Origin of the sequence: Pontivivens marinum (assembly GCF_900231835.1) — a bacterium.
GTDB lineage: Bacteria > Pseudomonadota > Alphaproteobacteria > Rhodobacterales > Rhodobacteraceae > Pontivivens > Pontivivens marinum.
Window position 1 is genome coordinate 193,867 of record NZ_OCTN01000002.1, and the last position, 12,817, is coordinate 206,683.

Sequence of the window (12,817 nt, forward strand, 5' to 3'; positions counted from 1 at the left end):
ACGACAATATATAGCAAAAGGAGCGTTCAACCGTGCCATTAGATCGTCTGGTTCTCATCATTATTGCCGTGTTGGCTGCTGCCGCATTGACCGTCTATGTCGGATTTTTGTTGATGGCGGCGGCGACTGTACCGCCGTTGCTGTTCGCTATTGTCCCGATCATAACAATCGCAGCTTATATATTCGTGCGCGTCATTCGGGATCGCACCAACAATGCAGAGGATGATCACTATGACCAAATCGAACGCTGAGTTTCCAGTTTTGACCATCGATGCAGTGCCCGGTCGTGAAATAGCCTCTGCGCTGGGTTTGGTGCGCGGCTCGACTGTGCGGGCAAAACATGTTGGCTCGGATATCGTCGCGTCGCTGCGCAATCTGGTTGGTGGGGAAATCCGCGAATATCAGCAATTGCTCGCCGCCAGTCGTGAGCAAGCTTTGGACCGGATGATTGCCGATGCGAAAGAGCTTGGTGCGGATGCTGTAGTCGGCGTGCGGATGCAAACCTCGACCATCACGCAAAGCGCGTCAGAGGTTGTGTTCTACGGCACGGCGGTCCGTCTGGTATGAGGCGTCAGGGCCGCGCGGCGCGCCTTGCTGCGCGACCAGCCGCACCAATCGCCCGTTCGCCCCTAGACGTGGAGGCGCTGACCCATGACGGCCTGCAAGCCGGACAGGGGCGCACCGCGCTGATCGTGTGCGGTGCATTGGCGCGCGAAATCCTCGCCGTGAACCGTGCCAACGGGGCAGATCATTTTACCCTGCGCTGCTTGCCTGCGATCCTGCACAATCATCCTGACAGGATAGCACCTGCGGTGGAGCATGAAATCCTGCGCGCAAAATCAGAGGGTTATGCGGATATCTTCGTGCTCTATGCCGATTGTGGAACCGGCGGCGCGCTGGACATAGTCTGCGAACGGCACGACGTGACCCGCATTCGTGGACCGCACTGCTACGCCTTTTTCGAAGGGGTTGAAATGCAGGCCGCGCGTGAGGAAGTCACGGCCTTCTACCTAACCGATTTCCTCGCACGGCAATTCGATACCTTCGTCACACGGCCACTCGGGTTACAGCAACACCCTGAATTGCGAGAGATGTATTTCGGCAATTACGAAACCCTCGTCTATCTGGCGCAAACCGATGATGACGCTCTGACGCAGAAGGCAAAAAGCGCCGCCGAAACGCTGGGATTGCGGTTCGAGCGGCGCTTTACCGGCTATGGCGAATTGGCCACGGCCCTAGCAGGGTTTTAATCAGCGCCAGAAACGTTGACCCACGGTATCGGGCAGATCGCCATACATGTCCGCAACTTGCTCACCATAACCATTATAGAGCTGGGTGGGGATGCGCTCATCTGTGCCCAGAACCCGCTCGGTCGCTTGGCTCCAACGGGGGTGCGGCACCTCGGGGTTTACGTTGGCCCAGAAGCCATATTCGTTATCGGCCAGTTCCTCCCAGAAGCTTACAGGCTGTTCATTCGTGAACTCGATCCGGTCGATGGATTTGATGGATTTAAAGCCGAATTTCCACGGCGTGTGCAGGCGCATTGGCGCACCGAACTGCTTGTGCAGCTCCTTGCCATAGGCACCCACCACCATGAAGGACAGGTCGTTCATGGCCTCATCCATGGTCAGCCCCTCGGTATAGGGCCACGGCCACCATGTTGCGCGCTGTTCGGTCGCGACATCCGGGTCGAGGAAGGTCTGGAACTTTACATGGGTCGCGCTGCTCAGCGGCTTTGCCATTTCGATCAAGCGGGCGAGGGGGAAGCCCGTCCACGGCGCAACCATCGACCATGCCTCAACGCAGCGATGACGATAGATGCGATCCTCCAGCGCGACACGGCCCAACAGGTCGTCCATGTCGATCTGGAATTCCTCCTCGACCAAACCGGCAATGGTGATTTTCCAGCCGCTAACATCCAGTTGCTGCGCCTCCTCGGAAATCCGTTTCGAGGAGCCAAATTCGTAATAATTGTTGTAGGTGGAGTTCGTCACCTCACCCGTTACTGGCCGACCGGCATCCGCATAGGCAGGATTCTGTGCGCCGGACAGTTCCGAAACACCCGGTTCCGCACGTCCGCGACCGGGCATGGCCAACAGGCCTGCACCCATGCCCATTCCCGCTAACAGGCTGCGACGGTTGAGAAAAACATGCTCAGGCGTGACCATGGATTCTGAAATTGCCCATGATGGGCGACGATGGTAGTGCATGATATGTTCCTCTCGCGGGCTATGCTTTGCTCAATAGCTATCAATTACCTCTGATCCACCCCAATCAAAGTTGCTTGATCGGGGGGCGATAACTAGGTTTCGTACCAATGAACCAGCGCATTACAGACCCGCTATCGGCACGGCTACGTCGTGTTCCACGCACCCAATATGTGTTGGGGGGCATGGCCTTGCTGTTATCCGCGCTGTTGCTATGGGCCAGCTGGATCGTGCTGAGCGACCGGTATATGGGCGCGCTGGCCAACCGTGCCTCGGTCCGATCGACGCTATACGCAAACGCTATCGAGTCCGTGCTGAAAACCTATACCGTCGCCTCTGCGCTGTTGGCGCAGGATATGCTGCTGCTATCGGCGCTAACGGGCGCGCCATCGCAGCAAACGCGGCTGACCTTGGGCGGGGTGCAGTCCACAATCGGCGCGCTCAGCCTGTCGCTGTACACGGCCAGCGGCACCTTGGTGGCGGACACGCAGCAGGGCGACGATAAGATCAATCACGGCATTGCCCCCTATTTCCAACTGGCGCTTGATCAGGATATCTCGGTTTTTGCCACCGTTGCCATTTCGGAGTCGGAGCAGCGGTTTTACTTCGCCCGCCGCATTCAGCAAAGCGGCACAATTCTGGGCGTCGCCGTGATCGAGGTCGATCTGGCCGGATTGCAGGGCGAATGGGTGGCCAGCGAGGATCAGGTCTTTGTGACCAATGCCGAGGATTTGATTCTGCTGTCGTCACGGGCCGAATGGCGTTACCGCTCGCTGTCGCCGTTCCTTGATCCACTTTCGGCGCAGGGCTCGGGCCGGTTTGCATTACTGCCGATGCTGTCACTTGATCCCAGCCGCGCAGGCCCGCAGGTCGCGATTGATGACGAGGTTTTCCTGCGCATCGACCGTGAGGTTGATTTCCGCGGCTGGACCGTCACCTATCTGGCCCCAACCTCCGAGGTGAACGAGCGTGTAACCGGCGCCATCGCGATTGAGGTTATGGCAATGGCGCTGCTGGTCGCCTTTGGCCTGTACATTATATCCCGCCGCATCGCGCGCCGGTCGCTACAACTACAACGCGAGTCCGAAGAACTGCGCGCGCTCAACGTCCGCCTAGGGTCCGAGATTGAGGAGCGCCTGCGTGTCGAGCAAAGCTTGCAGGAGGCGGAGCAATCGCTGGAACAATCCTCACGCCTTGCCGCCTTGGGCCAAATGTCAGCGGCGGTCAGCCATGAGCTGAACCAACCGCTGGCCGCGATGCGCACCTATCTGGCGGGCGCGCAATTGCTGATGAAACGGAACCGACCGGAGGAGGCGATGACCTCCTTCCAACGGATCGATGATCTGATTACGCGGATGGCAACCATCACCAATCAGCTTAAAACCTTCGCGCGCAAGGGGGGCACAGAACTGGCCGCCGTGGATGTGCGTCGCTCTGTTATGGCCGCTCTGGCGATCATGGCGCCGCAAATCGGGCAGAACCGGATCGAGATCGTCCGCCATATGCCCGACAGCCCCGTCATGGTGCGCGCCGATACAATGCGGCTGGAACAGGTGTTGATTAACCTGATGCGCAATGCCGCCGATGCGATGCGTGGGCAGCCGGACCCTCGGATCACGATCGAGGTATTTTCCGGCCCGAACCTCGCCCGAATACAGGTTCACGACAGCGGCCCCGGCTTCAAAGTCCCCGCCGCTGAATTGTTCGAGCCGTTTTTCACGACCAAAGCCCCCGGTGAGGGGGTCGGCCTGGGCCTAGCCATTTCCGCAGGCATCGCGCGCGATCTAGGCGGCAGCCTGAACGCCCGAAATGCCAGCGACGGCGGCGCTGTTTTCGAAATCAGCCTGCCATTGTTGAGAACACCGGAACAGGGGGAACCGGACCATGAGCGAGCAAGATAAACTGCCCGTCACGATCATCGATGATGAGGAGGACATGCGCGCCTCGGTCAGCCAATGGCTGGACCTATCGGGCTTTGCCCCGCGCACATTTGACAGCGCGACCGCCGCGCTGGATCAGATCGATCCTGATTATCCGGGGGTGGTGATTTCCGATGTGCGGATGCCGGGCCTTGATGGGCTGGAGCTGCTGGCGCTGCTTCAAAAAAAGGATCGGACCCTGCCGGTCATCATGATTACAGGCCATGGCGACGTGACCATGGCGGTAGAGGCGATGCGCGCCGGTGCATATGATTTCGTGGAAAAACCCTTCGATCCTGAGCGGTTGAGCGATCTGGTCAACCGCGCCGGTGCCGCCCGCCGCCTGACTATTGATAACCGGCTGCTGCGGCGTGAGCTTGCCGACGGCACTGTTCTATTGCGGCAAATCATGGGCGACAGTGCGCCGGTTACACGTCTGCGCGATACGATTCTGGATTATGCCCATGCGGACGCCCCCATCCTGATAACGGGTGAGCGTGGGGCAGGGCGCAGCCTCGTCGCGCGGGCATTACATGCCGCTGGCCCCCATGCCGGCCATCCTTTTCTGACGCTGAATTGCGCGGCAGAGGCACCGGGCCATATTGAGGAACGTGTCTTTTCCCCTGACCGGTCGGGTAATCCGCCGCTATTGATCGCTGCGGGGCAGGGCATGGTTGTGCTTGAAAATATCTCCGCTTTACCCGCCCGCCTACAGGCGCGTTTGGGGCAAACCCTGACCGATGGGAAGATGTCTGACGGCACGCCGATCCGCGCCCGCATCGCGACCATCGCCGATGAGAAGGTCGCGGATGAAGTCGCCGGCGGCCAATTCTCACCGGGGCTGTATTACGTGCTCAGCGCGTTGGAGATCACAACCCCACCCCTGCGCAGCGTCGGGCAGGATGTGTTGATGTTGTTCGAACATTACGTGGATCGTTTCGCGCAGGATTACGACACGGCCCGTCCTGATATCGGGGCGGAGGACGCAGCGGCTCTGCTAGAACATGACTGGCCGGGCAATCACCGACAGCTCATCAACATTGCGGAACGGTTTGTCCTACGCTCTCGCCAAGGGGCCAGCGCCGTGCGCGAGGTTCTGGGCGAGGATATTCCCGAACCGACCGAGGCCGCGTCAGAGGCCAAACTGCGCCCGCTCAAGGATCATGTGGAGGCCTTCGAGCGCCTACAGATCGAGGCCGCCCTGCGTCGCCACCACGGTGCCATTGCGCCGGTAATGGACGAACTGGCCCTGCCGCGACGCACCTTGAACGAGAAGATGGCGAAATACGGTATCAGCCGCACAGATTTCGTCTGAGTGATCCCATGTCGGTAGGGGGCAATGGTCCCCTTACCGGCAGTCGGAACCTTGCAACTGCACGGGATATTGGCGACCTTCGCCGCGATTGTGGTGCCGCGCCGTGTTGGCCCCAAAACAAAAAGGTCACTCACATGTCATTGCCCCATCAGCGTACTCTACCTCTGCCGCAGTTGCGTGGCATGATCGGGCAACATGTTGGCACCTCCAAATGGTTCGACATTACACAGCCGCTGATCGATGAATTTGCCCGCACCACGCAGGATGAGCAGTTCATTCACACCGATCCTGAGCGCGCCGCAAACACTCCGTTCGGATCGACAATAGCACACGGTTTCCTAACATTATCTTACCTCGCCGCGATGTCCTATGACGCCGTGCCCGTGGCGCAGGATACAGCCATGGGGGTGAATTACGGGTTCGACCGCGTTCGCTTTCTCAGCCCTGTTCCGGCGGGTGCCCGAATCCGCGGACAGTTCACGTTAGATCGGATGCAGGAGACGCCGCAGCAGGTCACCTCCCACCATTCCGTCACGGTCGAGATTGAAAATTCAGACAAACCCGCACTGGCCGCAATCTGGATTACACGGGGCTATTTTGCCTAATTGTTGAGTGTTTTAGTGCGCAGTCACAGGGCAGCCATATAGCAGCCACACCGCAGCCCGCCCCGTACTGCCGCCACGATCCCTCTTGCCCCTGACCGCACGTCCGGTCAGTCTGCACCAAAATAAAAAGGGGAGAGCGTCATGGATTTGGGCATTACACCACGGGTCAGACCGCTGATCGAACAGGTGCGCCAGATGGTGCAAACAGATATCAGACCGCTATCGGACGAGTTTCTGTCGCTGGTCGGGTCAACAGGAAACCGCTTCGAATATTCCGAGCGTCAGACCGAAATTCTGGAAAGCCTGAAGGCACTGGCAAAGTCCAGAAACCTGTGGAATTTCTGGCTGACGGATAGCGAAAAGGGCTACGGTCTCAGCACCGTTGAATATGCCTATCTGGCCGAGGAAATGGGCAAGGTTCACCTCGCGGCGGAGGTCTTTAACTGCGCCGCTCCCGATACCGGCAATATGGAGGTGTTCGAGCGTTACGGCACGCCCGAGATGAAGGAGCGTTGGCTTAAACCTCTGCTCGACGGTCAGATCCGGTCCGCCTATGCGATGACCGAACCCGACGTTGCCTCCTCGGATGCGACCAACATGTCGATGACCTGTGTTCGTGACGGCGAAGACTATGTTTTGAATGGTGAAAAATGGTGGATCAGCGGCGCGGGCGACCCCCGTTGTGCGGTCTATATCGTCATGGTTTCGACCCCTTCGGATGACCGGCCAAAGCATAGCCAGCACTCGATGGTCGTGGTTCCAGCCGACGCACCGGGCATCGAAATCCTGCGCGCGATGGAGGTGTACGGCCACGACGACGCCCCCCATGGCCACATGCACATGCGCTTCACCAATGTCCGCATTCCTGCGGATTCCTTGCTGCTGGGCGAGGGGCGCGGCTTCGAGATTTCGCAGGGGCGCCTGGGACCGGGCCGCATTCACCACTGCATGCGTGCGATTGGCCAGGCCGAGGCTGCGCTGGAACTGATGTGTCGCCGCTCCACGCAGCGTGAGGCTTTTGGCAAGCCGCTGGCCCAGCTTGGCGCGAATTTCGACATCATTGCCGAGGCACGGATGAAGATCGAACAGGCGCGTCTGCTGTGTCTCAAGGCCGCATGGATGATGGATCAGGGTGACCGCCGCGCGGCGGCCCCGTGGATCAGCCAGATCAAGGTTGTGGCACCTCGTGTCGCCCTGGAAGTCATTGATGAAGCAGTGCAAATGCATGGTGCTGCCGGTATCAGTCAGGACACGCCATTGGCCACAGCATGGACCCATGTGCGGACACTACGCCTCGCTGACGGCCCTGATGCTGTGCATCGTCGTCAGGTCGCGCGGGCGGAGCTGAAACCGTATACCAATCAGGCGACCTGACCCTTGCCCGACAGTGAAATCGTTCTGGTTCGGCACGGGCAGGCCTCGTTCGGATCAGACGATTATGACCGGTTAAGCCCCCTGGGGCATGAGCAATCGCGTTGGCTGGGTGGCTATATGCACACCCATGCCATGCAGTTTGATCGCGTGTTTCGCGGCTCACTGCGGCGTCATCGTGAAACGGCGCAGGGCATTGCGCAAACATGCGATTTACCAGCCGTGGGTGAGGATCCCCGGCTGGACGAATTGCATTTTGAAAGCCTCGCCACGCAGTACATGCGCGCTACCGGCACCGCTGAGCCGCAATCGCGCGCAGATTTCACCACGATGTTCCCGCGCCTGTTCGAACATTGGGCGCGGGGCGAAATCTCAAATTCTGGAGAGAGTTACGAGGCGTTCTCAACCCGTACACAGGCCGTAATTGATGCCGCTATTGCGCAGGGTGGTACAACATTGCTGGTTACGTCTGGCGGTGTGATCGGCGTCACCTTGGCGCGCGTGCTGGGGCTGACCCCCGCAACAACTGCCGACCTGCTCGTCAACATTCATAATGCCAGTCTGCACCGCCTGATTGTTGAGGATGGCCGCTTGCGGTTGTCCCTGTTCAACGCCAGCCCGCATCTGGACGCAAAGGATCGCCGCCATGCCCGCACCTATATCTGAGATTGCACCTTATCTTGAGGCAAATGTCGCTGGTTTTCGCGGCCCGATAACCGAGGTTCAGAAAACCGCACAGGGGCAGTCAAACCCGACATTTATTCTAACGGCCAGCAGCGGGAAATACGTGATCCGACGCAAGCCGGATGGCGAGTTGTTGAAATCCGCCCATGCGGTTGATCGTGAGTTTCGCGTGCTATCCGCGCTGCGCGATACGGACGTGCCAGTGCCTAATGCCCTACATCTATGTGAGGATGAAAGCGTATTGGGAACAATGTTCTACGTCATGTCCTTCATTCAGGGGCAGAACTGGGTTGACCCCCGCTTAAAGGGGGAAAGCAACGAGATCCGCGCTGCTGTCTATGACAGTATGAATGCCACCTTGGCCGCGCTGCATTCGGTTGATCCGGCTGCCGTTGGCTTGGAAAATTACGGCCCGCCCGGCAACTATTTTGAGCGTCAGGTCGGCCGCTGGACCAAGCAATATCGGGCCTCGGAAACGGAAACCCTGAAACCGATGGAGGAGCTGATCGCGTGGCTAGACGCACAAACCCCGCCAGAGGGCGCGGCCCGTTTGGCACATGGTGATTGGCGTATCGACAACCTGCTATTTGACGGTAGCGGGCAGTGCAATGCGGTGCTGGATTGGGAGCTGTCAACGCTGGGCCATCCGCTGGCCGATCTTGGCTCGCAGATCATGCAATGGCAATTGCCGCCGGGGGCTGAGGGACGTGGTCTGATGGGGGTTGATCGTGCCGAATTAGGCATTCCCAGCGACGCCGAATATGCAGAACTTTACGCGAAGCGGGCGGGTTTGAGCGAGGTTCCTGACCTTAACTACCCCGTCGCTTTTGCCTTTTTTCGAATGGCCGCGATCATTCAGGGCGTGAAAAAACGCGCCTTGGATGGCAACGCCTCTAACCCGGAAGCCGGTTTAAAAATGGGCGCATATGTACCGATGTTTGCCCAAGCCGCATTGATGAGGATCAAATGATTAACAACCTACGTATTCCAGCAGTCGCATCCCCGATGTTCATTATTTCGAACCCTGCTCTGGTAATTGCCCAGTGTAAGGCCGGTATTGTCGGCAGTTTTCCAGCCCTTAACGCACGTCCGCAAAGCCAGCTTGATGAATGGCTGGCTGAGATTACTGAGGCCCTTGCTGCCCATGACCGCGACAATCCGGATCAGCCCGCAGCACCCTATGCTGTGAACCAGATCGTTCACCGCTCGAATTCGCGGCTGGAGGAGGATCTGGAGACCTGTGCGAAATATGCACCGCCGATCACGATCACGTCGCTAGGCGCACGGCCCGAGGTGAACGAGGCTGTGCATGCATGGGGCGGAATTTCGCTGCATGATGTCATCAACAACCGTTTTGCGCATAAGGCGATCGAGAAGGGCGCCGATGGCCTGATCGCGGTTGCATGGGGTGCGGGTGGTCACGCGGGGCGGCTTAATCCACTTGCCCTGATCCGTGAAATTCGGAGTTGGTTTGACGGGCCGTTGTTGCTGTCCGGTGCGATTTCCAGCGGTGATGCGATCCTGGCGGCGCAGGCCATGGGCGCGGATTATGCCTATATCGGCTCGCCCTTTATCGCGACGGAGGAAGCCCATGCCGCCGATGCCTATAAGCAGGGGATCGTGGATGGCCGTGCCGAGGATATCATCTATTCCAACCTTTTCAGCGGTGTTCACGGCAACTACCTGCGCGCGTCGATTGAGGCGGCAGGCATGGACCCCGACAACCTGCCTGATGGCAGTGCCGATACGATGAGCTTCGGCGCGGATCGGGAAAAGCCAAAGGCGTGGAAGGAAATCTGGGGCGCGGGTCAGGGGATCGGGTCTGTTGACGCGATTGTGCCTGCGGCCGATCTTGTGGCAAAGCTGGCTGAGGAATACGCAAGGGCACGGGCGCGACTGGCGCTGTAAACTAATTTCGTCAAAGCATCCTGAGGGTGCTTTGACGGCCAAGGAGGATAGGCTGATGGGTGCGCTCGACGGGGTGAAAGTTGTTGATCTGACGCGCGTGCTGGGCGGACCCTTTGCCACGCAATGGCTGGGCGATCATGGTGCGGATGTTATCAAAATTGAGCCGCCGCAGGGCGATGAAACCCGCTTCTGGGGCCCTCCATTCGAGGAAGACTCCGGTGCTGCCTCCTATTTCCTGGGCGTTAACCGGAACAAGCGCGGCATGGCGCTGGACCTGCGACAGCCAGAGGCGCGGGAGGTTTTGCGACGCCTTTTGGCCGAGGCAGACATTCTGGTTGAGAATTTCAAACCGGGTGGCATGGAAAAATGGGGCTTGGGGTATGACACGCTCAAGCATGAATTTCCGCGCCTGATCCATTGCCGGATTTCCGGTTTTGGCGGCGATGGCCCTCTGGGGGGCTTGCCCGGCTATGATGCGGTTGTGCAGGCGCAATCGGGCCTGATGAGCGTTAACGGTGATGTTGGTGGAGAGGGGCTGCGCCTTGGCATTCCACTGGTTGATATCGGCACCGGCCTCAGCGCGATGATCGGCATAACGATGGCACTGTATGAGCGTGAGAAATCCGGCCTTGGCCAATTCATTGATATGACGCTGTATGATGTGGCGGTCAGTTTACTGCACCCCCATGCGGCAAACTGGTTTCTGGGGGGCAAGACCCCTGCGCCGACAGGCAATGCCCATCCAAATATCACGCCCTATGACGTGTTTCCGACCAAGGGTGCGAAAATCTATATCGCGGCCGGCAATGACGGGCAGTTCGCGCGAATGTGCGCTGTCATCGGGGCGGAAGATTTGTTGCAGGATCCACGTTTCTCGGATCATCCTGCGCGCAACGGGCATCGCGCGGAACTGCGCGCCGCCCTGATCCCGTATTTCGCGGAGTGGGATGGCAAGGAGCTGGCCGAGGCGCTGATGGCCAAGGCTGTGCCCGCCGGTCCCGTTCTAGACGTTCCCGCCGTGATGAACGACCCGCATACCGTACACCGCGAAATGGCGATTGAGGTGGATGGGCTGCGCATGCTGGGCAATCCGGTCAAGATGGGGCGGACTCCGTCGGACCCCAAACGCCTGCGGCCGCCATCCTTTGGTCAGGACACCCGCGCCGTCCTGGCCGAGGCAGGGTATAGTCAGGCGGAGATCGACGCCCTGATCCAGAGCGGGGCCGCGATTGGCTAATTGCGTGTATTGATACAATCGGCGGGTCAAACAGGGGTTTTCTTTTGCAGCGCGGCATGGAATAGAGCCTGAGGAAACGCCACCCGCCGCAGTGCCAAATCGTGCAGGAGTTTCCGCCCATGGACATCCGCCCAGCTTTCACCTTTGACGACGTGCTTTTGGTGCCTGCCGCATCCGAGGTACAGCCCGCCGACGCTGATCCACGCACCCGCGTGACGCAAAGCATCGCGATGAACATTCCGCTGCTGTCCAGCGCCATGGATACCGTAACCGAGCGTAAAATGGCGATTGCCATGGCGCAGGTTGGCGGTATCGGCGTTCTGCACCGAAATCTTGATGTGGCGGAGCAGGCCCGTCAGGTCCGCGCCGTTAAGCGGTTTGAAAGCGGTATCGTCTATAATCCCATCACCCTGACGCCGGATATGACGTTGGCCGATGCCCGTGCCTTGCAGGAGCGTTACCGGATCACTGGTTTTCCGGTAAAGAACCCTGATGGCACGCTGGCAGGCATTCTGACCCACCGCGATATGCATTTCTGTGAGGACGTGACGACCCCCGTTGGGCAGTTGATGACCCGCGATAACCTCGCCGTTCTGCGTGAGCCTGCTGACCGTGATGAGGCCAAGGCGCTGATGCGCGATCGCCGGATCGAGAAGGTTCTGATCGTTAATGAAAAGAACGTCCTGACCGGCCTGTTGACCATCAAGGATATTGAGCAGGCGGTTCTGAACCCGCAGGCGTGCAAGGACGAGCTGGGCCGCCTGCGCGTTGCCGCGGCGACGACCGTTGGTGATAGCGGGTTTGAACGCTCCGAGGCGCTGATCGATGCAGGGTGTGACCTGATCGTGATCGACACGGCGCATGGTCATTCCGTCTCGGTTCTGTCGGCTGTTTCGCGGGTGAAGCGCTTGAACCCTAATGTTCAGGTTGTTGCCGGAAACGTAGTAACTGCCGATGCAACCAAGGCGTTGATTGATGCCGGTGCCGATGCGGTCAAGGTGGGAATCGGGCCCGGTTCGATCTGCACCACGCGTATCGTTGCTGGCGTTGGCGTTCCACAGCTGACCGCGATTTCGGATTGCGCAAAGGCTGCTGGCCCCGTTCCGGTCATCGCGGATGGCGGTATCAAATTCTCGGGCGATTTTGCCAAGGCAATTGCGGCCGGCGCGTCCTGCGCCATGGTCGGTTCGATGCTGGCCGGCACGGATGAGGCACCCGGCGAGGTGATCCTGTATCAGGGCCGTTCGTTCAAGGCCTATCGCGGCATGGGGTCCGTCGGCGCAATGGCGCGCGGCTCGGCTGACCGGTATTTCCAAAAGGAAGTCAGTTCGGACAAGCTGGTCCCCGAGGGTATCGAGGGGCAGGTGCCCTATAAAGGTTCCGCTGGTGCCGTTCTGCACCAACTGGTTGGCGGCCTGCGCGCGGCCATGGGCTATACCGGAAACCGCACCGTTGATGAAATGCGCACCCAGTGTCAGTTTGTTCAGATCACCAATGCAGGACTGGGCGAAAGCCACGTGCATGACGTTCAGATTACCCGTGAGGCACCGAATTACCGCCTGCGCGGATAA

Annotated in this window: 13 protein-coding genes; 12 read left to right on the forward strand and 1 reads right to left on the reverse strand. The window is 59.3% G+C overall.

Annotated features, from left to right (window positions below; all coding sequences use genetic code 11):
- Positions 1-32 precede the first annotated feature (32 nt).
- From CR254_RS06885 to CR254_RS06895, 3 genes are read left to right on the forward strand one after another with little or no spacing between them, the layout of a single operon-like run.
- Entirely contained in the window at positions 33-251 is a 219-nt protein-coding gene (locus CR254_RS06885) for a hypothetical protein (protein ID WP_097929113.1), read from the forward strand.
- Positions 232-567 carry a YbjQ family protein gene (locus CR254_RS06890; RefSeq protein ID WP_097929114.1) on the forward strand — a complete coding sequence of 112 codons (336 nt, stop codon included), beginning with the start codon at positions 232-234 and terminating at the stop codon, positions 565-567. The genes CR254_RS06885 and CR254_RS06890 overlap by 20 nt, the downstream gene beginning before the upstream one ends.
- Positions 564-1,250, forward strand: coding sequence for a DUF1638 domain-containing protein (locus CR254_RS06895; protein ID WP_097929115.1), 687 nt, complete (start codon positions 564-566; stop codon positions 1,248-1,250). Before CR254_RS06890 ends, CR254_RS06895 begins: the two co-directional genes overlap by 4 nt.
- Here CR254_RS06895 and msrP read toward each other — a convergent pair whose 3' ends face one another.
- Positions 1,251-2,210 (reverse strand): protein-methionine-sulfoxide reductase catalytic subunit MsrP, encoded by a 960-nt coding sequence (gene msrP, locus CR254_RS06900; protein ID WP_097929116.1) that lies wholly within the window; start codon positions 2,208-2,210, stop codon positions 1,251-1,253.
- A gap of 107 nt (positions 2,211-2,317) precedes the next feature.
- On the opposite strand from msrP, the gene CR254_RS06905 reads away from it, so the two are divergent.
- The 9 genes from CR254_RS06905 (at position 2,318) to guaB (ending at position 12,817) form a co-directional block, all read left to right on the forward strand.
- Complete coding sequence (locus CR254_RS06905; protein WP_097929117.1) at positions 2,318-4,108, forward strand: sensor histidine kinase; 1,791 nt, start codon at positions 2,318-2,320, stop codon at positions 4,106-4,108.
- Positions 4,092-5,441, forward strand: coding sequence for a sigma-54-dependent transcriptional regulator (locus CR254_RS06910; protein ID WP_097929118.1), 1,350 nt, complete (start codon positions 4,092-4,094; stop codon positions 5,439-5,441). Before CR254_RS06905 ends, CR254_RS06910 begins: the two co-directional genes overlap by 17 nt.
- A 134-nt stretch (positions 5,442-5,575) precedes the next feature.
- Positions 5,576-6,046 (forward strand): MaoC family dehydratase, encoded by a 471-nt coding sequence (locus CR254_RS06915; RefSeq protein ID WP_097929521.1) that lies wholly within the window; start codon positions 5,576-5,578, stop codon positions 6,044-6,046.
- 141 nt (positions 6,047-6,187) lie between these two features.
- Positions 6,188-7,420 carry an acyl-CoA dehydrogenase family protein gene (locus tag CR254_RS06920; RefSeq protein ID WP_097929119.1) on the forward strand — a complete coding sequence of 411 codons (1,233 nt, stop codon included), beginning with the start codon at positions 6,188-6,190 and terminating at the stop codon, positions 7,418-7,420.
- Positions 7,421-7,423: 3 nt separating this feature from the next.
- On the forward strand, positions 7,424-8,083 hold the full coding sequence (locus tag CR254_RS06925; RefSeq protein ID WP_097929120.1) for a histidine phosphatase family protein: 660 nt from the start codon (positions 7,424-7,426) through the stop codon (positions 8,081-8,083).
- Positions 8,064-9,071 carry a phosphotransferase family protein gene (locus CR254_RS06930; protein WP_097929121.1) on the forward strand — a complete coding sequence of 336 codons (1,008 nt, stop codon included), beginning with the start codon at positions 8,064-8,066 and terminating at the stop codon, positions 9,069-9,071. Before CR254_RS06925 ends, CR254_RS06930 begins: the two co-directional genes overlap by 20 nt.
- Positions 9,068-10,009, forward strand: coding sequence for an NAD(P)H-dependent flavin oxidoreductase (locus CR254_RS06935; protein ID WP_097929122.1), 942 nt, complete (start codon positions 9,068-9,070; stop codon positions 10,007-10,009). The genes CR254_RS06930 and CR254_RS06935 overlap by 4 nt, the downstream gene beginning before the upstream one ends.
- Positions 10,010-10,064: 55 nt before the next feature.
- On the forward strand, positions 10,065-11,246 hold the full coding sequence (locus CR254_RS06940) for a CaiB/BaiF CoA transferase family protein (RefSeq protein ID WP_097929123.1): 1,182 nt from the start codon (positions 10,065-10,067) through the stop codon (positions 11,244-11,246).
- A 119-nt stretch (positions 11,247-11,365) separates the two neighbouring features.
- Positions 11,366-12,817 (forward strand): IMP dehydrogenase, encoded by a 1,452-nt coding sequence (gene guaB / locus CR254_RS06945; RefSeq protein WP_097929124.1) that lies wholly within the window; start codon positions 11,366-11,368, stop codon positions 12,815-12,817.